Raw genomic sequence first — 23,175 nt, forward strand, 5'->3', positions numbered from 1 at the left:
CCGACCGGGCAGGGTTCACCCGTGCCCACCCGCGCCCTGGTCTTCGACTTCGACGGCACGCTCGCCGACACCGAGTCCGCCGTTCTCCAGGCGTGGCAGGAGGTCTTCCTCGAGCACGGCACCGAGCTCCCCCTGGAAGCCTGGTACGCCGTCATCGGGACCCAGCACACCACGCCCGCCATGTTCGCGCTGCTCGCCGAGCACGTGCCCGGCATCGACGTCGACGCGCTGCGCCCCCGGACCAAGGCCCGGGTCTACGAGCTCCTCGAGACCCTCGGCGCCCGCGAAGGCGTCGAGACCTACCTCGCGGCCGCGCACGAAAGGGGCCTCAAGCTCGCCGTCGCCTCCAGCTCGTCCGGGGGCTGGGTCAACCCGCACCTCGACCGGCTCGGCATCGCCCACCACTTCGACGCCGTCCTCACCGGCGACCGGCACAAAGCCAAGCCCGATCCCGACCTCTACCTCGCCGCGCTGGACGCCCTCGGAACGACCGCGGCGCAGACCATCGCCTTCGAGGACACCCCGCACGGTGTCACCGCCGCCAAGGCCGCCGGGCTGACCTGCGTCGCCGTGCCGAACGCCATCACCGAAAGCCTCGACTTCGGGCAGGCCGACGTCGTGCTGCCGTCCTTCACCGCCGAACCGCTGGACGCCCTACTCGCGCACTAACTCCAGCAGCCGGTCCAGGAACGGCAGCTGGCCCTTCAGCAGCTTCTCGCGCGCCGCCACCACCGAGAACCACTCGACCCGGTCCACCTCGGGGAACTCCTGCTGACGGCCCGAGCGCGGCGGCCACTCCATGGTGAACGTCCCCGGCACCACCAGCGCCGGGTCGAGGTCGCCGGCCACCGCCCACGCCGTGACGACCTTGCCGCCCGACTGCTTCACCTCGCCCAGCGGGACGTACTCGCCGTCCGGGGCCGGGAGGCCCAGCTCTTCGGCGAACTCACGCCGCGCCGCGGCCTCCGGCTCTTCGTCCGGCTCCAGCTCGCCCTTCGGCAGCGACCACGCCGCCGCGTCCTTCTTCGCCCAGAACGGCCCGCCCATGTGCCCGAGGAGCACTTCGACGGCCTCGCCCCGCCCGCGGTGGAGCAGGAGCCCGGCACTGCGTTTGCCCGCCATCGGCCCAGTCTGCCGAAACCCCCGGAAAAAAATCCGCCGGGGTTGTCGATCCGGTGGTGACCCGCTCGACGCGTAGGCAGAAGGCACGGAAGCAACCCAGGGAAGGAACCCCGAAATGACCACCACCATCGCCCGCGAAACCCAGTCCACCGCCACCCCGAAGACGCAGGTCACCGGCATCGTCATCGGCGCGAGCCGGATCGTGATCTCGTTCCTGTTCGGCTTCCACGGCTTGCAGGGATTCGGCTTCTTCGGTGGCGTCGACGGCCAGGGCGGCGGCGTCCCGTTCGGCTCGTTCCCCGGCTGGTGGGGCAGCGTCTTCGAGCTCGCCGGCGCGCTGCTGCTCCTCGTCGGGCTCGCCAGCAGGCCCGCCGCGATCCTGCTCTCCGGCGTGATGGCCTACGCCTACTTCACCGTGCACGCCCCGATGGGCCTGCTGCCGCTGCAGAACATGGGCGAGCCGGCCGCGGTGTACGCGTGGGTCTTCCTGCTGTTCGCCGCGATCGGCCCGGGCCGCTTCGCCGTGGACACGCTCGTCAAGCGCCGCCGCTGACGCCGCGAGAGCGCGGTCCGGTCAGTAGCCACCCTGGGCGGCTGCCAGATCGGACCGCGCCATCACGTGTTCCATCAGGCTGGTCAGCACCTGCTTGGTCGACTCCCGGTCCCGGGCGTCGCACAGCAGCAGCGGGACGTCCATGCCGACGTCGAGTGCCTGCCGGACCTCCTCGGTGCCGTAGCGGTACGCGCCGTCGAAGCAGTTCACGCCGACGACGAACGGCAGGTTGCGGCGCTCGAAGAAATCCACGGCCGCGAAGCAGCTGTCCAGCCTGCGGGTGTCGGCCAGGACGACGGCGCCGAGCGCGCCCTCGGCCAGCTCGTCCCACATGAACCAGAACCGGTCCTGCCCCGGCGTACCGAACAGGTACAGGATCAGGTCCGGGTTGATCGTGATGCGGCCGAAGTCGAGCGCGACCGTCGTCGTGGTCTTCTGCTCGACGCCCGACAGGTCGTCGACGCCTTCGGAGGCGGTGGTGATGACCTCCTCGGTCCGCAGTGGCGGCACTTCGCTCACCGAGCCGACCATCGTGGTCTTGCCGACCCCGAACCCGCCGGCGATGAGTACCTTGACCGCGGTCGCGGTCAGGTTCCGCCGGGGGTCAGAGTTTCCGGATGCCATCAAGGACCGCCTGCAATACGTGTCGGTTGGGGGATTCCTGAGCCGGTGCCGCGGTACGGAACAGCACCAGGTTCTGCTCGATGAGGTCGCTGAGCATCACCTTGACCACGGGCAGCGGGAGGTCGACCCGGGCGGCCACCTCGGCCACCGAGACCGGCCGCTGGCACAGGGCGATGATCCGCGCGTACTCCGGTTCGAGCATGCCCGCTTCGTGCGCGGTGCGCAGGGCGACGACGAGCGTGATGAGGTCGAGCCCGAGCGTGTCCGACCGCGTGCGGCCGCCCGTGACCGCGTACGACCGGACTAGGGGGCCGGCCTCGTCGTCGAACCAGGCTTCGTGCCGTCCGCTCATGGCGACGTGGGCAGGACGCCGGCACCGGTCCGCGGGGCCGAGGTGAGCACCTGGCCGACGCGCTTCACCATCAGGTTCATCTCGTACGCGACGAGGCCCATGTCCGCGTCTTCACGCGCGAGCAGGGCCAGGCAGGCACCCCGCCCGGCCGCGGTCACGAAGAGGAACGCGTGGTCCATCTCGACCATCGTCTGCCGGACGTTGCCGCCGCCGAAGTGCCGTCCGGTCCCGCGCGCGAGGCTCTGGAACGCCGAAGCCACCGCGGACAGGTGTTCGGCGTCCTCCTCGGAGAGGTTTCCCGATCGCCCGATGAGCAGGCCGTCCGAGGACAGGACCACCGCCCGGTCCGCCCCGGCGACCCGTTTTACGAGGTCGTCGAGCAGCCAGTCGAGCTCGTGGGCGCCTGAGTTGACCATTACTCGCGCTCTCCGTACGTGTCGTCGTTCTCGGGAAACTCTTCGTCACGGGCCCGGCGGGTGCCCTGCTGGAACGCGGAAAGCCTGCTGCGGGCGGCCTCCGGGGAGTCCAGCCGCACCTCTTCGCGTTCCTGTGCGGGCTTATCTTCCCGCAACTGCGGCACGAGGCTCTGCTGGCGTCGCCGTTGGGGCAGCGGCGGGCGGCCGGGCGCCTCCGGGCGGCGCGGCTGCTGCGGCCGTCCTTCGGGCACCGCGGGGCGCGGTTCCTGCGGCGGCCACGCCGGCTGCTGCGCGGCCGGGCGGGCCGGGCGCGAGGTCCGGTTCGGCGGGGACGGCGGGCGGAGCGGGGCCACCGGCTGCGCCTGGGTCGGCTGGCTCACCGGCTCCGGGACGGACGCGACCGGGACCGGCGTCGGCGCGGACGGCGGCGCGGGCGGCGCCGCCACCGGGGTCGGCGCGGACGGCGGCGGCGAGACCGGCGCCGGCTGGGTCGGCATGGGCGGTTCGGTGCGGTGCCGGGCCGGGCGGCGCTGCGGGCGCTTGAGCGGCGCGACCTCGTCGTTGCCCTGCTCCGGCTCGACCGGGTTCGGGACGAGCTCCGGCTTCGGCGGGGTGATCGGCTGCTCCGGCTCGGACTCGGCGAGCGGGGCCAGCAGGTCGGTGCGCACCAGGACGATGGCCCGGGTGCCGCCGTAAGCGGACTCGCGCAGGTGCACCTGGATGCCGTGGCGGGCGGCCAGCCGCGCGACCACGAACAGGCCGAGGCGCGGCTCGTCGGACAGCGCCATGATGCCGAAGTCCGGCGGGCTGGCCAGCATCGTGTTGATCTCTTCGGTCTGGTCCGGCTCGAGCCCGAGGCCCTGGTCCTCGACCTCGATCACGACGCCCTTGCCGACCACGTTGCCGCGGATCTCGACCCGCGACTGCGGCGGCGAGAACGACGTCGCGTTGTCGATCAGCTCGGCGAGCAGGTGCACGAGGTCGCCGACGACCGGGCCGCGGATGGCGATCTGCGGCAGCGCCGCCGTCTTGACCCGCGCGAAGTCCTCGGTCTCGGCGGACGCGCCGCGGACCAGCTCGGCCAGCCCGACCGGGTTGCGCCACTGCCGGCCCGGCTGCCCGCCGCCGAGGATGATCAGGTTCTCGGCGTTGCGGCGGGCGCGGGTGGAGAGGTGGTCCAGCTGGAACAGGGTGTCCAGCTGCTCCGGGTCCTCCTGCTTGCGCTCGGCCTGGTCGAGCACCTTGAGCTGGCGGTGCACGATGACCTGGCTGCGGTGGGCGATGTTGAGGAACACCGCCTTGGTGCCCTCCTTGATCTTCGCCTCGTCGATGGCGGCCGCGATGGCGGTCTGCTGCGCCTTGTTGAACGCGTCGGCGACCTGGCCGATCTCGTCGGTGCCGTGGTCGAGGAAGTGCCCGCCCTCTTCGAGGTCGACGGGCTCGCCCGCCTGGACCCGGGCGACCAGCTCGGGCAGCCGGACCTCCGCCGCGTCGAGGGTGTCCTCGCGCAGCCGGTGCAGCCGGCCGATGAGCCGGTTCGACAGCCGGACGGCGACGAAGACCACGAAGACCGCGAACAGGACGGCGATCACACCGGCGATCAGCGACTCGGTGAACGTCGAGTCGGCGTCCTCGATGGCGGCCTGGCTCGCGTTCGAGCTCTGCGCGACGAAGATGCCCATCAGCGCGTCGCCGACCTGGCGGGCGGCGGTGCGCCACTGGTCCTGCGCGACCGGCAGCTTCGTCAGGTCACCGCGCAGGAAAGCGGTTTCCACCTGGGTCACGGTCTGCCACGGCTGGCTGGCCAGCAGCTGGTCGTACTTGGCCTTGACCTCGGGGATCATCTTCGGCGCCGACGCGTCGAGCTGGGCGTGGTAGGCACCGACCTGGCCGACGTAGGCGCGGAAGTCGTCATTCGTCAGCCCGCCCGCGGCGAGCCCGGCGGCGGCGAGCGCGTCACTGCGCTGCATCGCGTCGGCCGCGGTGAACAGCGGGATGGCGGTCAGCCGGTCGAACGCGTTCTGCGCGCCGCGGGCCTTCTGCGCCAGCCCGGCGACGCCGTCGGTGAACTGGTCGAGCATCTTGTTGTAGAAGGCGAACGCCTGGCTGATCTGGATCTGGCCGCTGTCGACCGCCTGGCGCGTCTGCGGCAGCTGCTGGAAGACCCCGAAGAACGTGGCGATGTTCTTCTGGACGCTCGGCGGGGTGTCGTCGTAGTCCGCGAAGTTGTCCCGGAGGTTCTCGATCTCCTTCGCGGCGGTCGAGTCGACCTTCGGGCGGACGGCAGCGAGCACGGCCCGCTGGTTGCCCTGGCCGGCGAGGAGGCTCAGCGTCGCCTGGCGCTCCTGCTGGAGCGCGGCGAAGAACGGGATCGCCGGAGCTTCCGAATTCCGGATGCGCGTGGTGTAGTCGCGTGCGGTCACCGCGTCGTAGATGAGGTAGCCCGCGAGGGCCACGCCGACCAGCAACAAGGCCACACTGGGGATGAGCGCGATCGTGAGCACGCGCTTCCGAATCGAGGATCCCCGGTTGCGTCGAAGAGAAATCTGCTTCACCTGGGTCCGTTTTCCTTCCGGCAGTACATGGTTTCGGGTCGCCCGAGGCGGTCAACACCCGGATTCCGACCAGCCGGATCAACATCACCGTGGTCTGCTTCGCCCGCGACGACGGTATGCAGCCGCTCAGGGCGCGTCAAGTCCGTGGCGCGAACGTGATCTTGGCACGGTGACCCGTCCACACTTGCTGCCTGCTCTTGGAAAGTCCACCACCGAAAGTCGTGACGTTCGTCCCAGGTCGACTTCCGTTTCACCGCAGGGATGCACGCTGGTACCGGTTGCGGTCCGGCCCCCGTCCCGCGCCGGGGCCGCTACGTACGACAGCGCCGGATGGTTCGGTGAGAAACGTCACGGGTTCGCGAAGCCGGCCGTCCGCCGCCACTTCGTCCGGGCCGGACGGCTTCCGGAAAGCGGAAATGCGCGGCATTCGTGAAGACCGCCACGGATTCCCCGGGCCGCACACCGGAATTCCCGCCATTCCGCATGCGCGTCCGCGCGGACACGGCCCGTGGCGCCGGTACCGGTTCCGCGGGCGGTCAGGCCGGGAACTCGTCGGCGAGGGTGTTCCAGAAGAGCAGTTCGTAACTCTGGAAGAGCCGCGCGTAGCGATGCGCCTCGGCCCTGTCGAGCCGCCGCGCGTCGAGGCCGGCCTGGACGGCCGCGAGCGCTTGTTCTTCGATTTCGGGGACGTCCGCAGCGAAAAAGTCGAAGAACGCGCATTCGGTGGCGGTGAAGCCGTAGTGCGCGCGCATCGCGGCGGCGACGTCCCGGCAGTACCGGCCGAAGGCGGCGAAGTTCGCGAAGATCCCGGCCACGGCGGCCGCCGACTCGCCGTTCAGCGCGAGCCACGCCACGTACGCCGGGTACGCCTGGCAGCCCGCGCGCGGCAGTTCCTTCCCGTGGTCCGGGCCGGTCGCCGCGAGCAACGCGTCCAGCATCCCGTTCGCCTGCTGCTCCCCCGGCGCCAGACCACCGAAGAAGGCGCGCGCGTTCGGCTCGTCGGCGCGGGCGGCGAGCGCGTGGAAGCTCCGCCAGTCGCTGGCCGTGATCAGCTTTTCTTCGGCGGCGAGCGCGGCGAACACCTCGCGCGGCGCCCGGCCGGCGGTGATCAGCGGGACCAGCCGGTTGTCGCCGTCGCGCGGCGCGAGTTCGGCCTGGATCCGGTCAAGCAGCTCACGAGCCGACCGCGTCATCGCTTCCCCCTGGAGTCCGTGGTACCTCCATTGAAGCGCGGCCGGCGCGCGGGCGCCCGTGTACACAGTGGACGGTGGTGGGCGGCTGACCGGGATGTCCGGTTCGACGGCGACGGTTGACCTGGCCGCGATTCTCTATCCACCTCGGCCGGGAGCCCCTACAGTGTGGCCATCCGGAGCACCGAGGAGGCCAGCGTTGACCACCCCGTCCGTCGCCGAGCAGACCGAAGGCCAGACGATCCCGCGGCTGTTGCACCGCAACGCGGTCGACTACCCGGACCTGCCGGCGATCACTTCGCTCGACCTCGAAGGCCGGCCGACGCTGAGCTGGCTGGAATTCCGCACGGCGATCGCGGAGGTGTCCCGCGGCCTCGCCGGGCTCGGGCTCGCCGCGGGTGACCGCATGCTGATCATGGCGCCCGGCTGTCCCGACCACATCATCGCCGACCTCGCCGCGACGCACCTGTCCTCGATCCCGTGCACCGCCTACGCCACGCTCAGCCCGGACCAGATCCGGTTCGTCGCGCGGCACAGCGCGGCCCCGGTCGTCGTGCTCGGCGGCGAGACCGAGCTGGCGCGCTGGCGCCCGGTGCTCGACGACCTCCCGGCGCTGCGCCGCATCGTCGTGATGGACGAAACCGCGATCCCCGAAGGCGACGGCCGGTTCGTCTCCCTCGCCGACCTCCGGAGCTGGGGCCGGGAAGCGCTTGCCGCCGACCCCGAGGCGTTCGAGCGGTCGTGGCAGGACATCAAGCCGGACGACCCGCTGTCGATGATCTACACCTCGGGCACCACCGGCGACCCGAAGGGCGTCGTGCTCTCGCACCGCAACGCGATCCACCAGGCGTACGCGGTCACCGAGCTGCACCACCCGCCGATGCACGCGACGAACATCGCGTACCTGCCGCTCGCGCACATCGCCGAGCGCGAGCTGTCGGTGTACCTGCCGATCGTGTGGGCCGGCCACGTGCACACCCTCGCCGACCCGACCGCGGTCGCCGGCGCGCTCGGCCAGGTGCACCCGCAGAGCTTCTTCGGCGTCCCGCGCGTGTGGGAGAAGATGGTCGCCGGCCTCAAGAACATGCTCGGCAGCGTCCCCGAAGACCGGCGCACGGCGCTGCTGCAGGCGAACGAGCTGCTGCAGCAGGGCTACAAGCTGCGCAGCGCCGGCCAGGAGGTACCGGCCGAACTCGCCGAGAAGATCCGCCAGACCGACGAAGCCGCACTGGCGCCGGTCCGCGGCCTGCTCGGCCTCGACAAGCTCCTGGTCGCCTCGAGCGGCGCGGCCGCCCTGCCGGTGGAGATCATCTACTTCCTGGCCGGCCTCGGCGTCGAGATCTGCGAGGTCTGGGGCCTGTCGGAGACCACCGGCGCGGCGACGTCGAACTCGAGCACGGACTTCCGCGCGGGTTCGGTGGGCAAGCCCCTCGACGGCGTCGAGGTGAAGGTCGCCGACGACGGCGAGCTGCTGGTCCGCGGCCCGATCGTCTTCCTCGGCTACCTGCAGGAGGACGGCACGATCGCCGACGCCACCGACGCGGACGGCTGGTACGCGACCGGCGACATCGGCACGATCGACGAAGACGGCTTCGTGACGATCACCGACCGCAAGAAGGAACTGATCATCACCTCGAGCGGCAAGAACATCGCGCCGACGAGGATCGAGGGCCTGCTCAAGGAGCACCCGCTGATCGGCCAGGCGGTCGCGATCGGCGACGACCGCCCGTACGTGACGGCCCTGATCGTCCTCGACGACGAAATCGCCCCCGGCTGGGCCGCGGCCAACGGCGTCGAGGCGACGCCGGAGGAGCTGGCTTCGCACCCGGCGGTCCGCGCGGAACTGGAGCGCGCGGTCGAGTCGGCGAACAGCCGGCTGGCGCGGATCGAGCAGATCAAGCGCTACCACGTGCTCCCGAAGGCGTGGACGCCCGAGTCGGGCGAGCTGACCCCGACGCTCAAGCTCAAGCGCCGGGTCATCAACGACCGCTACTCGACGAACATCGAGGCCCTGTACGCGGCAACCCGCGACCCGGAGCCGGCCGCCGGCGCCTGACCACCCCGCCGCACTTTCCCTACGAAAGCTCCGCCCCCAGGGCTCGCACTTTCACGTGAAAGTGCGAGCCCCAGGTCCGCACTTTCACGTGAAAGTGCGGCCCTCAGGCGGTGCGGGGTGAGGTCGACTCCGTCCACTTGCGCAGCCTCGGCGGCACGCGCTTCTCCAGGCCGTAGTTCTCCAAGTGGGCGGAGAACACCTCGTCGAAGGCCTTCTGCACGGTCTCGGTGTCCCACACCGGCCGCTCGAGGATCGGCTGCTTGAGGAACGGCTGGCCCATGACGTGCAGCTGCGGGCCGTTGCACCGGATCATCTGGCCGGTGATGCCGTGCGAGCCGTCGCCGAGCAGGAACAGCACGACCGGGGCGATCCGCGCCGGCGTGCGGTCCGGTGGGCACGCGCGCAGGGAGCGCTCGGACTTCCACACCATGCGCGTGTGCGCGAGCGGGCAGACGGCGTTCACGCGGATGTCGTGCTCCTCGAGGTCGAGCGCCCAGGAGTAGGTCAGCGACGCGACCGCGCCCTTGCTCGCCGCGTACACGCCGAGCTTGCGCTGCCCGAGCGAGGCGCCCGACGAGATGTTGACGATCGAGCCGCCGGTGCCCGCGCCGACCATCGCCTTGATCGCGGCCAGCCCGGTGTTCACCACGCCCATGACGTTGACGGCGACGAGCTCGCGCGCCTGCTCGGCGTCGTCCTCCCAGGGCAGGGCCTCGTAGTTCAGCCCGGCGTTGTTGACCAGCCCGTCGATCCCGCCGAACTCCTTGACGCAGAGGTCGACGATCTCCTGGGCCTGCCCCGCGTCGGCCACGCTGTGCCCGCTGGCGACGGCCCGGCCGCCGTGCGTCCGGATGTTCGCCGCCGTGCGCTCGGCGAGCTCGGCGTCGACGTCGTTGACCACCACCGCGCCGCCCGCGCGGGCCACGTGCACCGCGAACGCCTCGCCGAGGCCCCGCCCGGCGCCGGTCACCACGACCGCCTTGCCCTGCATCAACCCGTCCATCGTCCACTCCCCGCTCTGCGGCGCCGGCGGCGCGCGTCCCGTCCACCCCGGCCGGCTCTGGGTCCAGTCTTGGCCCATCCGGCCCAGCGGGGCAGCGCCCCGACGACGAGCGGCGGCCGCCCTGCGCCGAGCGAATCCGGTTCGATCAGTCCGGAGGTACCCGCGGGCCGGTCACAGCCACCGTCCGCCGCCTCTTCGGGTGTGTGACCCGATCGCCCCTCGACGGGGTGAGTGCCGCCCGTTCCGAGGACATCGGCGCGTAATCGGCGCCATACTGTTCGTGCTTCCGGGAGGTCAGCGGTGACTCCCCCGGACGGGGCCGTCACTGGCGAGGCACAATGCGGACGGTCCATATTCACTCGATCGGGGGACGGTGGTTACGAGGTGACGACGCGCGCGACGCCGCGGCTGCGGGCCGTCCTGGCCAACCGCGAGTTCCGCGCGCTGTGGTTCGCCGAAACCCAGTCGATGCTCGGCGACCAGCTGACCATCGTCGCCCTCGCCATCCTGATCTTCGACCGGACCGGCTCGCCGCTGCTGTCGGCCGTCGTCTACTCGCTGACGTTCCTGCCCGCGCTCGCCGGCGGGCTCGGCCTCTCCCAGCTCGCCGACCGGTTCCCCCGCCGGGCGGTGCTGGCGACCGGCTCGCTCGCGCAGGCCGTGCTGATCGGGCTGATGGCCGTGCCCGGGATGCCGATGGCCTGGCTGTTCGTCCTGTTCGTCTTCGCGCGGCTGGCGAACGCGCCGTGCAACGCGGCGCAGAACGCGCTCGGCCGGGAGATCTTCGCCGACGACGACGTCTACCTGCAGAGCCAGGACCTGCGCGGGATCACGAACAACACGGCCATGCTGGCCGGCCTCGCCGCGGGCGGGCTGCTGGTCACCGGCATCGGGACGTCGTGGGCGCTGGCGATCGACGCGCTGACGTTCCTGGTCGCCGCCGCCGTGGTGCGGCTGATGATGCTGCGGCGCCCGGCCGCGGGGAACGGGAACGCCCCGTGGTTCGGCGCCGTGAGGCAGGTTTTCGGCGACGAACGGCTGCGGGTGCTGCTCTACCTGTCCTGGCTGGTCGGCCTGGCGGTGATCCCGGAGGGCCTCGCCGCGCCGCTCGCCGCGCAGCTGGGCGCGGGTGACCAGGCGGTCGGCTGGCTGCTGGCCGCCGATCCGCTGGGGTTCGTGCTCGGGACGTTCCTGCTGTCGCGGTTCGTCTCCACCGAGCACCGCCGCAAGCTGCTGGGTGTGCTGGCCGCGTTGCCGCTGGCCGCGCTCGCGGCGTTCGCGCTGCACCCGAACCTGGCGCTCGCGCTGGTCCTGCTCGCGCTGGCCGGTGCGACCGGCGCGTACGTCATCACGGTGTCCGCCACGTTCATCACGTGGGTGCCCAACGACATCCGGGGCAGCGCCGGCGGGCTGTACCGGACCGGGCTGCGCGTCGCCCAGGGTGTGGGCGTCGGCATCGGCGGGCTGGTCGCCCAGTGGCTCGGCTCCGCGAACGCGACGATCGCGCTCGCCGGTGCGGTGGGACTGCTGCTGGCCGTGCCGGTCGGGTTCGCCTGGCGCCGGGTCGGCGGTGCCGAACGGGAACCGCGGCCGTCATGAGCCGGGGTTCAGAGGTCACGGTTGGCCATCGGGAGCCACCTCTCCGTGCGGTCAAGATCATGAATGGTATTCAGGCGGTCACAGGTCGCGGTTGCGCATGGTCGCCACCTCTCTGGGTAATCGGGGAGGACAATTCGACGGCGCATCAGAGATCGCGGTTGGTCAACGGTGCCACCTCCGTGTGGGGAGCCTGAAGATGCTTTTGGTCCGCGTTCCCGGCAGTTCCACCGAGGACTCGGCAGTTCCGTTGCAGTGGGATGGTACCCGCCGACGGAATGTGTGAACACTCTGGCAGGTACCGATGAGATTACTCAACACCCGAAGTAGGCTGGAAAGGAGGTGACCAATTGCATCCCGGACCAGACGACGCCGCGACCGGCGGCGGCGAACCGGCCGGCGGCGACCGGCCGCGGCCGCCGTCGCCGCACGAACAGCCGGACCAGCCGACCACGCCCGGTGGTCCACCCGGGACGGTCCGGCGCGACCACCCGTACTCGCCGCGGAACTGGGCGCTCTGGCGGCGACGTCCCCGCGTCATCGCGTTCATGCTGGGCAGCGAGGGATTGGCCATCGCCGTTCTCGCGGTTTCGCTCGCCTATTCACAGGCGCTCGTTTCCCGCGATTGGCTGAATTTCGGAATCCTCGCGGCAGGCGCGACGGTGCACATTCAGCTGACCCAACGGCAGGAAGAACGGCGCCGCAACCGCAAAAAGACGGTGCTGATCGACCTCACCGCCGTGTGGACTTTTTCCGCGGCGATGATCCTCCCGGTTCCGCTGACGTTGCTCGTCATCTTCGTCGTCCGGCTCCAGCATTGGTTCATCGCCCGCCGCCCGGCCCACAACTTCATTTTCTCGTCGATCACGCACGGTCTCGCGGCGGTGCTCGCGCACCTCACCTACACCGCGCTCGGCCCCCATTTCCTGGGCACCGGCTGGGACGACTTCCTCGCCGAGTTCGGCGCCATCGTCGTCACCGCCGCGATCTACGAGGCGATCCAGATCGTCTACGTCGGCGGGGCACTCGCGCTCGGCATGTCCTCCGAGCCGACCCTGCGTAACGTCCTGGGCAGCCCGGCCGACAACATGCTCGAAGCGATCACTGTCGGCCTCGGCGCGGTGACCGCGATTCTGCTCGCCGTCGTCCCGCCGATGGTCGTGGTGATGGCGGTCGCCACCGTGGTCTTCAATCGGCTCGCGGAACTCGACCAGCTCCAGAACGACGTCCGGACCGACCCGAAAACGGGCATTCTCAACATGCGCGGCTGGTCGGAGTCGGCGGAGCGGGCACTGGAACGGACCGCTCGATCGAGTGATCAGCTGGCGCTCCTGATGGTCGATCTCGACCACTTCAAGTGGATTAACGACACCTATGGACATCCGGCGGGCGACGACGTGCTCCGCACCGTTGCGCAAACGCTGGACGAAGTGACGAGACCGAGCGACTTGGTCGGCCGTTTCGGCGGTGAGGAATTCCTCATTCTGCTCCCGGACATCGACGAAGAGGCCACCTGGGACGCGGCCGAACGGATACGCGTCGCGATTGCCAAGTTGCACATCGTGACCACGGACAAGCGCGGCGACCCGGCGACGATCGCGGACCGGACCACTTCGATCGGCGTGGCCCGCCACCCCCGCCACGGCGACACCCTGGAGCGCCTCCTCCAGTCCGCGGACGCGGCGGTCTACCTGGCCAAGGAGAACGGCCGCGACCAGGTCTGCTTCGCCCCGGACACGCTCACGCCGCCAGCCGCACCGTGAGCTCGAGCTTGACGAGGACGTCGGCGCAGGTCCGGGCGGCGGAGGGATCGAGCCGCAGCAGCTCACCGCGGTAGCCGCCGGACTCGAGCCGCAGCACCCGGGCCCCGGCCGCGGGCCGCGGGTGACACCAGTGCCGGACCGTTCCGGTCCCGGCCGGGTCCTTGGCGAGCAGGAGGTACTCGTGGCCGAGGTCGTCGGCGACGCGGCCGAGCCCGTTCCACCAGAGGGCGCGCAGGGTCAGGCCGCCGTCGTCGCGAGCGAGGTCGACGGGGGGATCGGCCTCGATGTCGACGCGGAAGCCGAGTTCACCGAGGTGCAGCGCCCGAACTTCGAGCCCGGCACCGGCCCGGTCACCGCCGCCCGGCCCGGCGCCGGCCACTCTGCCCGGCGCCGGGCCGCCTGGCCCCAGGTCACGCAGCTCCACCTGCGGCAGCACAGCAGCCACCACCAGCTCCGCCGCCTGCCGTCCGTCCTCCACCCTCGGCACCAGCGGCGCTCCCAGCAGCTCGTCCACCAACAACCGGCAGCCGCTCGCTTCGGCCCACCCCAACGCCGCCGCGCGCAGGCCCGGCTCGGCCCGCAACCGCTCCCGCAGCGGCCCGGCCCGCCCGAACCGCCGGCTGTACCGCGCCGCCCGCACCAGCCGAGCCGCCTCCGGACCCGCCGAGCCGTACCACCCCGTCATCGCCCGGCCGATCGCATCGAGCTGCCCGGCCAGCACCACCCGCGCCACCGCGTCCGGGCACGTCCGGGCCAGCTCGCGCGGTGCGAGCGACCGCAACGCCCGCGCCAGCGCGCGCAGCTCCGGGCTCCGCGGCCGGCGCACCAGCGCGCCGGGGGCCAGCCGGCGCAAGGCGCGGACCGCGTTCTCCACCGGTACTCCGGGATCGGTCGAGCTCACCGCACGCCCTCCTGGTCACCGCGCCCCCGGGGACAGCGTCACCGACCCGGGTACGCGCGGGGAAGAGGAAATCGGGCGGCCGATCGGGCAGCTTAGGGGAAACCCGCGCCGCGGCACTGGGGTTGTCCCCATGTCGGCCCCGCCGGCGGGCTGGCACCCTGGACCCATGCCAGCCGCCCCCGAGCCGCCGCGCCGTCGCCGACCCTGGTCGACGTCCGGGTGGTTGCTGCTGGTGCTGCTGGTCGTCTTCGCGTTCGGGCTGATCGCCTCGCGCCCGCCGTCGCCGCCCGACCAGGGGCCGCCGACCGGGGACGTGCTCGCCGCGCAGAACGCCGTCGAGGCGCTCGTGCACCCCGGCCCGCACCCCGACGCGCTGGCCCTGCTGCCGAAGGACTTCACCGCGCTCAGCGGCGTCACCCCGGGCGCGCTGCCGGCGCGCGACGGGACCGTCCGCGCGGTCCACGTCGACGGCGGCTGCTCGACGCCGTGGGGCGACGACAACACCAAGTGGGACTACGCCGTGCCGTGCAAGGCGCACGACCTCGGCTACGACCTGCTGCGCTACGCCGACCGCAAGGGCCACCCGCTCGGCCCGGAGGTCCGGGAGGCGCTCGACGACCGGCTCTCCTACGACATGCACCACGCCTGCGACCTCAACCCGATGAACTCCGCGCTCACCTGCCGGGTGGTCGCGTCGTTCTACTCGGCGGGCCTGGTCGTCAACTCGTGGCACCAGCGCTGGGGCCCGCCGGTCGGCGACCCGATCGGGCCGATGGTCGCCGGCGTGCTCGTGATCGCCTGCCTGCTGGTGTTCCGGCTGCGCGGCTGGCTGCGCACCCGCCGCGAACCACGGCGGCCGGCCCCCGCCACCCCCGCCGACGTCAGCCGGTGGGCGCTGCTCGGCGCCGGCGGGGTCGTCCTGCTGCTCCTCGGCGAGTCGGTGACGGCGCTCGCGCACTGGGCGGGCGCCGCCGAGACGGCGTGGTGGCCGCTCACCTGGCTCACCCAGCTCACCCCGCTGATCTTCTTCGCCGGCGGCCACGCCAACGCCGCCGGCTGGCGCGCCGAGCAGGAAGCCGGCGGCGGCTACCGCCACTTCCTGGCCGAACGCGCCAGCCCGCTGCTCCGCCCGGCGCTGATCTTCGCCGTCGTCGCGCTGCTGACGCCGCTCGCGCTCGAACTGCTCGGCATCCCGGCCGGCACGACGGCCACGGTCATGCGGATCGCGCTGCACCCGCTCTGGCTGCTCGGGGTCTACCTGCTGACGATCGTCTGCGCGCCCGCGCTGCTGGCCCTGCACCGCCGGGCGCCGGTGAGCGCGGCCGCCGTCCTGCTCGCGCTGGTCGTCGGCGGCGAGGTGCTCGCGGACGCCGTGGGTTCGCCGCTGCCCCGCTACGCGGCGACGTTCGCCCTCGCGCTCCTCGCCCAGCAGCTCGCCTTCGCCCACGCCGACGGCGTACGCCCGGCACGACGGCTGCTCGCCGCGGCCACCGCGACCGGGGTGGCGGGCCTCGTCGTGGCGAGCGTCCTGCGGGCCGGACCACCTGTCCTGCTCGGCAGCCCGGGCGCCCCGGCGGCGTTGTCGGCGCCGCCGTGGGGCGTGCTGCTGCTCGGCCTGGTCCAGCTGGGCCTGCTCGGGCTCCTCGCCGGCCCGCTGGCGCGCCTCGGCCGCCGTCCCGGCGTCGCCACCGCCTGCCGGTTCGTCCTGCGCGCGCCGATGAGCCTCTACCTGGCGTTCCTCGCCGCGATGCTGCTGCTCGTCGCCGTCGTCTACCTGCCGGGGCGGATCGCCGACGGCCTGAGCTGGCTGATCCGGCCGCGGACGCTGGTCGCGGTCGGGCTGCTCGCGGTGCCCGCGACCGTGGTCTTCTGGTGGTTCGAGCGGCACAGCCACGGTGCACGAGCACCTCGCGCGGCCGAGCTCCCCGGCCGCCGGACGGCAGTGCTCACGCGGGCCGCGGCCGTGCTCGGCATCGGCTACGCGATGCTCGGCGTGTTCGGCTTCGCGCTGACCCGGTTCGGCGGGGTGGCCGCCGACGCCGACCTGCTCGGCCTGCGGCTCGACCCGATCCAGAGCCTGGTGCACCTGCTCCTCGGGGTCTTCCTGCTGCACACGATCCGGATCGGCGCGGGCGCGGCGACCGGCACCTGGCTGGCCACGGCGCTGGCCTGCGCGCCCTCGCTGCTGTTCGCCGCGGACGGCGGCACGCCCGGCTTCCTCGGCGTCACCCTGCACGCCGTGACGGCGGCGTTCGCCCTGCTCGCCGCGGCCGGCACGCTGCTGCCGGCCGGACGTCCGGCGGGTGCGGCTTCCTGACCAGGCGAAAGCGCCGGTCCTGCGGGAAACTGGGTGGTGCATGACACATTCGTGGGGGGATGTGTAACGCTACGGCAACCCGGGGCAGGCACCATGCGTCCCAACCCCAGGACCACCGATCGAAGCAGTGAGGAGTCGCCCGCGTGGATCACCCGCCGCGGAACGGGCAAGGCGACCGCCGCCCCGCCCGGCCCTGGCAGGACGAGCCGGGCCGGCGCACCCCACCGCCGTCCCGCCGCCCGGCGCCCCGCCGCGAACCCGTGGACGCCCGCCGTCCCGCTCCTGCGCCGCGCCGCCCCCAGCCGCGCCCGGTCGCGCGGGGCCGACGCAACTCCTTCCGCGGCGCGAAGATCGCGCTGGCCGTCGTCTCACTGCTGGTGATGGGCCTGACCGGGTACGCGTGGGCGGCCATGCAGGGCCTGGTCAACGGGCTGAACTACGCGAACGTGATCAGCGACGACGCCGGCGGCGACAAGCCGGCCGACGGCGCCCGCGACATCCTGCTGGTCGGCCTGGACAGCCGCACCGACGCCCAGGGCAACCCCCTGCCGCGCGAGGTGCTCGACGAGCTGCGCGCCGGCGAGTCCGACGGCGAGCTCAACACCGACTCGCTCATCTTCGTGCACATCCCGAACGACGGCAGCAAGGCCGTCGCGATGTCCCTGCCGCGCGACTCCTACGTCGACATCCCCGGCTACGGCAAGCACAAGATCAACTCGGCGTACGCCCGCGCGATGCTCGCGGCCCGCAAGGACCTGCAGAAGCAGGGCGTCACCGACCCGAAGGAGCTCGACGTCAAGGCCAACCAGGCCGGGGCGAAGGAGCTGATCCAGACGATCGAGAAGCTCACCGGGTCGACCATCGACAACTACGCCGCGGTCAACCTGCTCGGCTTCAGCGACATCACCAAGGCCATCGGCGGCGTCGACGTCTGCCTGAACGACAACGTCAAGGACCAGTACTCGGGGGCGAACTTCAGCAAGGGCCGGCACACGATCTCCGGCGTCGAGGCGCTCGAGTTCGTCCGCCAGCGCCACGGCCTGCCCAACGGCGACCTCGACCGGGTCGTCCGGCAGCAGGTCTTCATGGCCGGCATGGCCCGCAAGGTGCTCTCGGCGGGCACGCTGACCAACCCCGGCAAGCTCAACGACCTGATCGACGCCATCAAGAAGTCGGTCGTGCTCAACCAGAACTGGGACATCTTCGGGTTCGCCCAGCAGATGAAGGGCCTGACCGGCGGCCAGCTCGAGTTCCGGACCATCCCGGTGAAGAACGTCGAGTACCGGACCCCCGAGGACGGCGTCGCCATCCAGGTCGACCCCACCGAGGTCAAGCAGTTCGTGCAGAGCCTCGCCGGGCCGCAGCCCGGCCAGACTTCGCAGCCGCCCGCGCCGCAGGCCGACCCCGCCAACAAGGCGACCACGGTCGACGTCCGCAACGCCTCCGGCAAGACCGGCCTGGCCGCGAGCGTCGCCAAGACCCTCGAAGGCAAGGGCTTCACCTCCGGCGACACGGCGAACGCGACCTCGCGCAAGACGACGGTCATCTGGGTGCCGAAGGGCGGCAAGGACAAGGGCCAGGCCGTCGCGGACGCCCTGGGCGGCTCGCCGACGATCCAGGAGGACAAGAGCGTCCAGGCCGGTCACGTGCTGGTCTTCCTCGGCGCCGACTTCCAGGGCGCCACCTCCGACGCGAACTCGGGCGCCGGTGCCGGTGCTTCCTCGAGCGCGCCGTCCCAGGCCGCCGCGCCGCCCGCCGACGCGGAGAAGCCGATCACGGCCGAGGGCGTTCCCTGCGTCAACTGACCCCCGGGAATGCGCCGGTGAGCGAGCCGGCGTTAACCCGTTCGGCCTAACTCGCGCAATCGGTATCAAAGACATGCGCGAATTCGCGTAAGGGTCGGGCTCCTGCGCACTTACATACACGTGAGGGTGCACCTGCACGGGAAAGTTGTCACAACCGTACGGGTGCCGCGGGAGCGCACGGCAGGGGAAATTGATGTGCTGATCGACGGCGAGGAGTACCAGCGGATACTCGGGGACGAGCTCCGGAAGCTCCGGCGCAGCCGGGGCTGGACGCGCAAGGAGCTCAACCAGCACCTGCAGAGCGAGATTTCGCTGCAGACGCTGGCCACCTACGAACTGGGCACGAGACAGTGCTCCGTCGTGCGCCTGGTCGAGCTGTGCGTCGCGATGGACGAGCTGCCCCAGGACCTGCTGGCGAAGGTGCACCGCCGCGTGTTCGTCGACGAGCCCGGCCGGGTCCGCGTCGACCTGCGCAAGGTCGTCGCCGACGAGTCCCCCGAACTGCTCCCCCTGCGCCGCTGGGCCGAGGACCGGCTGCGCCAGTCGGGCGAGCACGGCGCCGCCGAGGTGGCGCTCGACCTGCCCGCGCTGGAGCGCATGGCCGAGCTCTGCGAGCTGCCGACCGTCGAGCTGATCGCCGGCCTCCGCCGCTACGTCTCCCGCTAGTCCCTGCCCGGTCGTGGGTGTTCAGGGCGGTCAGAACCGCCCTGAACACCCACGGCCCTCAGCCGACCAGGAAGTCTTCGCGCCGCACCTTCCGGGTGTCCAGCCAGTAGCGCCAGGTGAAGCCCGGCCAGATCGTGCGGTTGACGCCCTTGGCGTCGAGGTACCAGCTCTTGCAGCCGCCGCGCGTCCAGATGCCCTTCGCCAGCTTGCGCTGGATGTCGGTGTTGAACCGCTCCTGCACCTCGGGCTTCGGCTCGATCGCCCGGCCCCGGGCCAGCCGCAGCGCCTCCGCGACGTAGGAGATCTGGGCCTCGATCATGAACACGACCGAGTTGTGCCCGAGCCCGGTGTTCGGGCCGAGCAGGAAGAACAGGTTCGGGAAGCCCGCGACGGTGATCCCCAGGTGCGTCCGCATCCCCTCGGTCGCCCACTCCTTGCCGAGGTTGCGCCCGTCGCGGCCGACGATCTCCAGGTCGTCGAAGGCGTCGGTGACGTGGAAGCCGGTGCCGTAGATGATGACGTCGGCCTCGTGCTCGACCCCCGCCGCGTCGACGACGCTGCGTTCGCGCACCTCCCGCACGCCGTCGGTGACGACGTCGACGTTGTCCCGCGCCAGCGCCGGGTAGTACTCGTTGGAGATGAGCACGCGCTTGCAGCCCATGGTGTAGTCCGGCGTGACCTTACGGCGTAAGGTCGGGTCGCTGATCGCGCGGTCGATGTTCCGCTTGGCCAGGCGCTGGCCCAGCTTCATCACCCACGACTGGCCGTTGAAGCCGATCGCGCGCGCTTCGAGCAGCCAGTAGAGCAGGTTCCGGTAGGCGCGCTGGGCCGGCGGGAACGCCCTGAACAGCGCGCGGGTGCGCCCGGACATCTCGTGGTCGGCCTTGGGCATGATCCACGGCGGCGTCCGCTGGAACAGCGTCAGCTCGGCCACCTCGGGCGCGATCTTCGGCACGAACTGGACCGCGCTGGCGCCGGTGCCGATGACGGCGACCTTCTTGCCCTCGAGGTCGACGTCGTGGCGCCACTGCGCGGAGTGGTAGGCCGGGCCCGCGAACTTCTCGATGCCCGGCAGGTCCGGGACCATCGGCAGGTGCAGCGCGCCGACCCCGGCGACCAGGGCGTTCCCCACGAACTCGTCGCCGCCCCTCGTGGCGACGTGCCAGCGGTTGCCCTCGGCGTCCCAGCGGGCGCCGGTCATCTCCTGGCCGAACCGGACGAAGCGGCGCAGGTCGTACTTGTCGGCGACCTCGCGCATGTAGCGCCAGATTTCCGGCTGCGGCGAGTAGGCCCGCGACCAGCCCGGGTTCTGCTCGAAGGAGAACGAGTACATGTGCGACGGGATGTCGCAGGCGCACCCCGGGTAGCTGTTGTCGCGCCAGGTGCCGCCGACGTCCTGCGCCTTTTCGAGGATGACGAAGTCGTCGCGCCCCTCCTTGCGCAGCTGGATCGCCATGCCGAGACCGGAGAAGCCGGTCCCGACGATGACGACCCCGGTTTCCGTGCGGTTGCCCATGGCGCCCTCCCGTTGCCTGTTACTCGTCGTCCATCTTACTCAGAGTAGGTTACTGCCGGTAGAGTGTTGCCCATGACGACCGCGAAGCGCAAGCGCATGCCCCGGGCCGAGCGGATGCGGCAGATGGTCGAGGTCGCCGAAGAGGTTTTCGCGGCACGCGGCTACGCGGCGGCGTCGATGGACGAGATCGCCGAACTGGTGGGCGTCTCGAAGCCGATGCTCTACGAGTACTTCAACTCGAAGGAAGGCCTGCTGCTGGCCTGCATCCGCGAGTCGCGGTCGATCCTGCGCGAGGTCACCGAGCAGGCGACGGTCGGCGCGGCGACGGCCGAGGACGCGCTGCGCCGCGGCCTGCTCGCCTTCTTCGTCTTCATCCGCGAGCGGCGCCAGGCGTGGTCGCTGCTGCGCCACGAAATGGCGCTGATCGGCACGCCTGCCGCGGACGAGGTCGAGGAGACCCGCCGCCAGCAGACCGACCTGATCGCCGCGTTGATGAGCGGCTACTTCGACAGCGGCGACGACCTGCGGGCCGAAGCGGCCGCGGAATTCGTGGTCGGGGCGTGCGAACGGCTCGCGATCTGGTGCGAGAAACACGATGAGGTGAACCCCGAGACGGCCACCGAATACGCTATGGACGTGCTGTGGAGCGGCTTGCAGCACCGTGCACGGTAGCCTGCAAGTGCATTAGGCCATTCGGTCGTTACTCACTGCTGTCGTGTCCTGTGACACAGAGTTGCTCTACGGTACTGAAGACACGGTAGAAAGTGTGCTGGACCTTCACGGCCGAGAGGGGGCGCGGTACCGCGTCATGGAATCGCGGCGACCGCGTCACGGTTGTGAAGGCATGAGAGGGGCGTGAGGCAGATGGTGGAAGCGATCACGGCGACGTACGTTCAAGAGGACGCCGACTGGACGATCACGGTCAGCGGCCAGGGCAAGGAGCTGACCGCGCGGGCACCCGGCATCATCGCGGCCCGTGACCGGGCCGACCAGCTGGTCGAGGAGCTCGCGGTCGACGGCAAGGCAACGGTGGTGCACCTGCTCAACGGCAGCGCGCTGGACTTCACGAGCGCGTACATGACCGCGCGGCTGACGCTCCCGAAGCTCCCGCCGCTCGAGGTCCCGCCGCCGGGCAGCGTGCCGAAGCAGCAGACCACGGAGGCCGCGCAGGTCCCGGAGGTCGCGGACAAGAAGCCGCAGCTGCCCCCGAGCAAGCAGCTCCCGAAGGCGGTCGAGGACCGCAAGGCCCCGGCCGAGCCGGCGCCCGCCACGGAGAGCAAGGCGCCGGCCAACCAGGCCTGAGCCGCTACTTGAGGAGCTTGCGCACCAGCAGGACGAGCACCAGGATCCCGCCACCGATCAGCGGGTACTTCACCTTGGGGTTGTCCAGCTTGGCGCGCACGCCGTCCTTGGCCGCGTCGGCGAGCTTCTTGGGGTCGGCCTTGACGGTCAGCTGGTCGAGCGTCGCCGCCAGAGCGGTCCTGGCCTGCTCGATCTCACGCTCGATCGTCTCGGGGTCGCGAGCCACGTTTCCTCCTCGCCGCATGGGTCTTCCGAGCCCCAACTTAGTCGACCGCCCCACCGCTCCCGCACGGGCCACGCCGCACGCTACGCTTCCCCGTGCTGGGGGCCCGTAGCCCAATTGGCAGAGGCACATGGTTTAGGTCCATGCCAGTGAGAGTTCGAGTCTCTCCGGGCCCACTCGCTCGTTGGTCAGTCCTGCTCGGCGCTTCGCGCCTTCGCCGGACTCGCTCGTCGTGTCTTCTGGGGGTGCAACCCCGGACCCCGCCCGGCGGGCTTCGCCCCCGGACCCCCGCCGTGGTCACCTCGGGCTGACTGCCGCCGGCGCCCATTTCTCCTCGGCGTACGCCGCCAACGTGCGGGGTTCGTTCCCCGTAAGCCGCCGGAAGTCGTCGGTGACCGCGGCGAACGCGCCCGCTCGCACCAGCTCGAACAGGTGCAGCATGTGGTCGACCCACGCCTCGGGACGCCCGGACTTCGCGAAGTGCTCCCGGTGCTCCGCCGGCGTCACGTCCCGGAGCCGGATCGGCCGCCCCGACGTCTCCGCCAGCACCCGCGCCACCTCCCCGAACGTCAGCGCCGCCGGCCCGGTGATCGTGTAGCCGCGGCCGTCGTGCCCCGGCGACGTCAAGACCGCCGCCGCCGCGTCGGCGAGGTCGCGCGTGTCGGTGAACCCGGCCCGGCCACTCCCCGCGTACAGCTCGCCAGTCTCGCGAAGCGCCTTCGCGAACACCCACTCGTCCTCGTCGAAGTTCTGCAGGAACCAGTTCGGCCGCAGCACGGTCCAGCGCTTGCCGGACCGCTGCACCGCCAGCTCGACCGCCCGGCGCGGCGCGTGGTCCGGCGTCCGGTCGACCCCCGCCGCCGACATCAGCACCACCCGCCCGGCCTGCGACGCGGCGAGGAACCGCGCGACCAGCGCGGCGGCACCGTCGTCGCTGTCCAGCCCCTTGACGAACAGCGTGCCGGCGTCGCCGAGCGCCGGGGCCCACGTCGTCTCGTCGTACCAGTCGAACCGCACCGGGGTCACCGGACCCCGCGCCGCACCCGGGTGGCGGCTCGCGGCCCGCACCGGCACCCCCGCCGCCGTCAACGCGGCCACCACGCGCCGGCCCGCCTTGCCCGTCGCTCCTTCGACCCAAACCGTCATGCCCCCAAGCTAGGCCCGGAGAACGAGACGCAGAATGGCTGAAAAGCGCGTTGTGTTGTCCGATCGTCT

At 71.5% G+C, this 23,175-nt stretch carries 21 protein-coding genes and 1 tRNA gene; 11 read left to right on the top strand and 11 right to left on the bottom strand.

The window, feature by feature from the left end; all coding sequences use genetic code 11:
- Window positions 1-21 precede the first annotated feature (21 nt).
- Window positions 22-669, top strand: coding sequence for an HAD family hydrolase (locus ACLJQM_RS16860; RefSeq protein ID WP_410631977.1), 648 nt, complete (start codon window positions 22-24; stop codon window positions 667-669).
- Here the strand turns inward: ACLJQM_RS16860 and ACLJQM_RS16865 are convergent.
- Window positions 655-1,122: an NUDIX domain-containing protein gene (locus ACLJQM_RS16865; RefSeq protein ID WP_410631978.1), complete on the bottom strand. Its 468-nt coding sequence runs from the start codon at window positions 1,120-1,122 to the stop codon at window positions 655-657. The two genes, ACLJQM_RS16860 and ACLJQM_RS16865, sit on opposite strands and share 15 nt — an antisense overlap.
- Window positions 1,123-1,237: 115 nt before the next feature.
- Here ACLJQM_RS16865 and ACLJQM_RS16870 point away from each other — a divergent pair, with 115 nt between their 5' ends.
- Window positions 1,238-1,675, top strand: coding sequence for a DoxX family protein (locus tag ACLJQM_RS16870; RefSeq protein ID WP_247019305.1), 438 nt, complete (start codon window positions 1,238-1,240; stop codon window positions 1,673-1,675).
- Between the two features lie 21 nt (window positions 1,676-1,696).
- Here the strand turns inward: ACLJQM_RS16870 and ACLJQM_RS16875 are convergent, their stop codons facing one another.
- The 5 genes from ACLJQM_RS16875 to ACLJQM_RS16895 all read right to left on the bottom strand — a co-directional run bounded on the left by ACLJQM_RS16875 (window position 1,697) and on the right by ACLJQM_RS16895 (window position 6,815).
- On the bottom strand, window positions 1,697-2,299 hold the full coding sequence (locus ACLJQM_RS16875; protein WP_247019304.1) for a GTP-binding protein: 603 nt from the start codon (window positions 2,297-2,299) through the stop codon (window positions 1,697-1,699).
- On the bottom strand, window positions 2,280-2,651 hold the full coding sequence (locus ACLJQM_RS16880; protein WP_155541361.1) for a DUF742 domain-containing protein: 372 nt from the start codon (window positions 2,649-2,651) through the stop codon (window positions 2,280-2,282). Before ACLJQM_RS16880 ends, ACLJQM_RS16875 begins: the two co-directional genes overlap by 20 nt.
- On the bottom strand, window positions 2,648-3,067 hold the full coding sequence (locus ACLJQM_RS16885; RefSeq protein WP_013229428.1) for a roadblock/LC7 domain-containing protein: 420 nt from the start codon (window positions 3,065-3,067) through the stop codon (window positions 2,648-2,650). The genes ACLJQM_RS16880 and ACLJQM_RS16885 overlap by 4 nt, the downstream gene beginning before the upstream one ends.
- A complete protein-coding gene (locus ACLJQM_RS16890; RefSeq protein ID WP_410631979.1) occupies window positions 3,067-5,571 on the bottom strand; it encodes a nitrate- and nitrite sensing domain-containing protein in 2,505 nt (834 codons plus the stop codon). The genes ACLJQM_RS16885 and ACLJQM_RS16890 overlap by 1 nt, the downstream gene beginning before the upstream one ends.
- A gap of 587 nt (window positions 5,572-6,158) precedes the next feature.
- The gene (locus tag ACLJQM_RS16895) at window positions 6,159-6,815 is read right to left on the bottom strand and encodes a transcriptional regulator (RefSeq protein WP_247019302.1); all 657 of its coding nucleotides are present in this window, start codon (window positions 6,813-6,815) and stop codon (window positions 6,159-6,161) included.
- A gap of 196 nt (window positions 6,816-7,011) precedes the next feature.
- Here ACLJQM_RS16895 and ACLJQM_RS16900 point away from each other — a divergent pair, with 196 nt between their 5' ends.
- Window positions 7,012-8,868, top strand: a complete 1,857-nt coding sequence (locus ACLJQM_RS16900) for an AMP-dependent synthetase/ligase (RefSeq protein ID WP_247019300.1) — start codon at window positions 7,012-7,014, stop codon at window positions 8,866-8,868.
- Between the two features lie 103 nt (window positions 8,869-8,971).
- Here ACLJQM_RS16900 and ACLJQM_RS16905 read toward each other — a convergent pair whose 3' ends face one another.
- Window positions 8,972-9,871, bottom strand: coding sequence for an SDR family NAD(P)-dependent oxidoreductase (locus tag ACLJQM_RS16905; RefSeq protein WP_410631980.1), 900 nt, complete (start codon window positions 9,869-9,871; stop codon window positions 8,972-8,974).
- A gap of 384 nt (window positions 9,872-10,255) precedes the next feature.
- On the opposite strand from ACLJQM_RS16905, the gene ACLJQM_RS16910 reads away from it, so the two are divergent.
- Complete coding sequence (locus ACLJQM_RS16910; RefSeq protein ID WP_281506235.1) at window positions 10,256-11,470, top strand: MFS transporter; 1,215 nt, start codon at window positions 10,256-10,258, stop codon at window positions 11,468-11,470.
- Window positions 11,471-12,015: 545 nt separating this feature from the next.
- Complete coding sequence (locus tag ACLJQM_RS16915) at window positions 12,016-13,230, top strand: sensor domain-containing diguanylate cyclase (RefSeq protein WP_247019296.1); 1,215 nt, start codon at window positions 12,016-12,018, stop codon at window positions 13,228-13,230.
- On the opposite strand, the gene ACLJQM_RS16920 is transcribed toward ACLJQM_RS16915, so the two are convergent.
- Window positions 13,208-14,131 (bottom strand): hypothetical protein, encoded by a 924-nt coding sequence (locus ACLJQM_RS16920; RefSeq protein ID WP_410631981.1) that lies wholly within the window; start codon window positions 14,129-14,131, stop codon window positions 13,208-13,210. The genes ACLJQM_RS16915 and ACLJQM_RS16920 overlap by 23 nt on opposite strands.
- Window positions 14,132-14,297: 166 nt before the next feature.
- Here ACLJQM_RS16920 and ACLJQM_RS16925 point away from each other — a divergent pair, with 166 nt between their 5' ends.
- From ACLJQM_RS16925 to ACLJQM_RS16935, 3 genes are all read left to right on the top strand, one after another.
- A complete protein-coding gene (locus tag ACLJQM_RS16925; RefSeq protein WP_410631982.1) occupies window positions 14,298-16,448 on the top strand; it encodes a phospholipase in 2,151 nt (716 codons plus the stop codon).
- 143 nt (window positions 16,449-16,591) lie between these two features.
- Complete coding sequence (locus tag ACLJQM_RS16930) at window positions 16,592-18,253, top strand: LCP family protein (protein WP_410631983.1); 1,662 nt, start codon at window positions 16,592-16,594, stop codon at window positions 18,251-18,253.
- 195 nt (window positions 18,254-18,448) lie between these two features.
- Window positions 18,449-18,919 carry a helix-turn-helix domain-containing protein gene (locus ACLJQM_RS16935; RefSeq protein ID WP_247019289.1) on the top strand — a complete coding sequence of 157 codons (471 nt, stop codon included), beginning with the start codon at window positions 18,449-18,451 and terminating at the stop codon, window positions 18,917-18,919.
- A gap of 58 nt (window positions 18,920-18,977) precedes the next feature.
- On the opposite strand, the gene ACLJQM_RS16940 is transcribed toward ACLJQM_RS16935, so the two are convergent.
- Window positions 18,978-20,435 carry a flavin-containing monooxygenase gene (locus ACLJQM_RS16940; protein ID WP_247019287.1) on the bottom strand — a complete coding sequence of 486 codons (1,458 nt, stop codon included), beginning with the start codon at window positions 20,433-20,435 and terminating at the stop codon, window positions 18,978-18,980.
- 72 nt (window positions 20,436-20,507) lie between these two features.
- Between ACLJQM_RS16940 and ACLJQM_RS16945 the strand changes: the two genes are divergently transcribed.
- Together ACLJQM_RS16945 and ACLJQM_RS16950 are read left to right on the top strand one after the other, a co-directional pair.
- Window positions 20,508-21,107 (top strand): TetR/AcrR family transcriptional regulator, encoded by a 600-nt coding sequence (locus tag ACLJQM_RS16945; RefSeq protein ID WP_247019285.1) that lies wholly within the window; start codon window positions 20,508-20,510, stop codon window positions 21,105-21,107.
- Window positions 21,108-21,299: 192 nt separating this feature from the next.
- On the top strand, window positions 21,300-21,737 hold the full coding sequence (locus tag ACLJQM_RS16950; protein ID WP_247025538.1) for a hypothetical protein: 438 nt from the start codon (window positions 21,300-21,302) through the stop codon (window positions 21,735-21,737).
- Window positions 21,738-21,741: 4 nt separating this feature from the next.
- Here the strand turns inward: ACLJQM_RS16950 and ACLJQM_RS16955 are convergent, their stop codons facing one another.
- Window positions 21,742-21,963 (bottom strand): DUF3618 domain-containing protein, encoded by a 222-nt coding sequence (locus tag ACLJQM_RS16955; RefSeq protein WP_086864478.1) that lies wholly within the window; start codon window positions 21,961-21,963, stop codon window positions 21,742-21,744.
- Window positions 21,964-22,062: 99 nt separating this feature from the next.
- Here ACLJQM_RS16955 and ACLJQM_RS16960 point away from each other — a divergent pair.
- A tRNA-Leu gene (locus tag ACLJQM_RS16960) sits at window positions 22,063-22,136 on the top strand.
- A 121-nt stretch (window positions 22,137-22,257) separates the two neighbouring features.
- On the opposite strand, the gene ACLJQM_RS16965 is transcribed toward ACLJQM_RS16960, so the two are convergent.
- Window positions 22,258-23,106 carry an NAD(P)H-binding protein gene (locus ACLJQM_RS16965; RefSeq protein ID WP_410631984.1) on the bottom strand — a complete coding sequence of 283 codons (849 nt, stop codon included), beginning with the start codon at window positions 23,104-23,106 and terminating at the stop codon, window positions 22,258-22,260.
- Window positions 23,107-23,175: the final 69 nt, after the last annotated feature.

The organism is Amycolatopsis sp. cmx-4-83 (genome assembly GCF_046548815.1).
Taxonomy (GTDB): domain Bacteria; phylum Actinomycetota; class Actinomycetes; order Mycobacteriales; family Pseudonocardiaceae; genus Amycolatopsis; species Amycolatopsis pretoriensis_A.

Coding starts and splice junctions, on each gene's coding strand:
- ACLJQM_RS16865 (WP_410631978.1), bottom strand. CDS start 1,122: ATGGCGGGCAAACGCAGTGCCGGGCTCCTGCTCCACCGCGGGCGGGGC.
- ACLJQM_RS16870 (WP_247019305.1), top strand. CDS start 1,238: ATGACCACCACCATCGCCCGCGAAACCCAGTCCACCGCCACCCCGAAG.
- ACLJQM_RS16875 (WP_247019304.1), bottom strand. CDS start 2,299: ATGGCATCCGGAAACTCTGACCCCCGGCGGAACCTGACCGCGACCGCG.
- ACLJQM_RS16880 (WP_155541361.1), bottom strand. CDS start 2,651: ATGAGCGGACGGCACGAAGCCTGGTTCGACGACGAGGCCGGCCCCCTA.
- ACLJQM_RS16885 (WP_013229428.1), bottom strand. CDS start 3,067: ATGGTCAACTCAGGCGCCCACGAGCTCGACTGGCTGCTCGACGACCTC.
- ACLJQM_RS16895 (WP_247019302.1), bottom strand. CDS start 6,815: ATGACGCGGTCGGCTCGTGAGCTGCTTGACCGGATCCAGGCCGAACTC.
- ACLJQM_RS16905 (WP_410631980.1), bottom strand. CDS start 9,871: ATGGACGGGTTGATGCAGGGCAAGGCGGTCGTGGTGACCGGCGCCGGG.
- ACLJQM_RS16915 (WP_247019296.1), top strand. CDS start 12,016: ATGCTGGGCAGCGAGGGATTGGCCATCGCCGTTCTCGCGGTTTCGCTC.
- ACLJQM_RS16925 (WP_410631982.1), top strand. CDS start 14,298: ATGCCAGCCGCCCCCGAGCCGCCGCGCCGTCGCCGACCCTGGTCGACG.
- ACLJQM_RS16940 (WP_247019287.1), bottom strand. CDS start 20,435: ATGGGCAACCGCACGGAAACCGGGGTCGTCATCGTCGGGACCGGCTTC.
- ACLJQM_RS16945 (WP_247019285.1), top strand. CDS start 20,508: ATGACGACCGCGAAGCGCAAGCGCATGCCCCGGGCCGAGCGGATGCGG.
- ACLJQM_RS16950 (WP_247025538.1), top strand. CDS start 21,300: ATGGTGGAAGCGATCACGGCGACGTACGTTCAAGAGGACGCCGACTGG.
- ACLJQM_RS16965 (WP_410631984.1), bottom strand. CDS start 23,106: ATGACGGTTTGGGTCGAAGGAGCGACGGGCAAGGCGGGCCGGCGCGTG.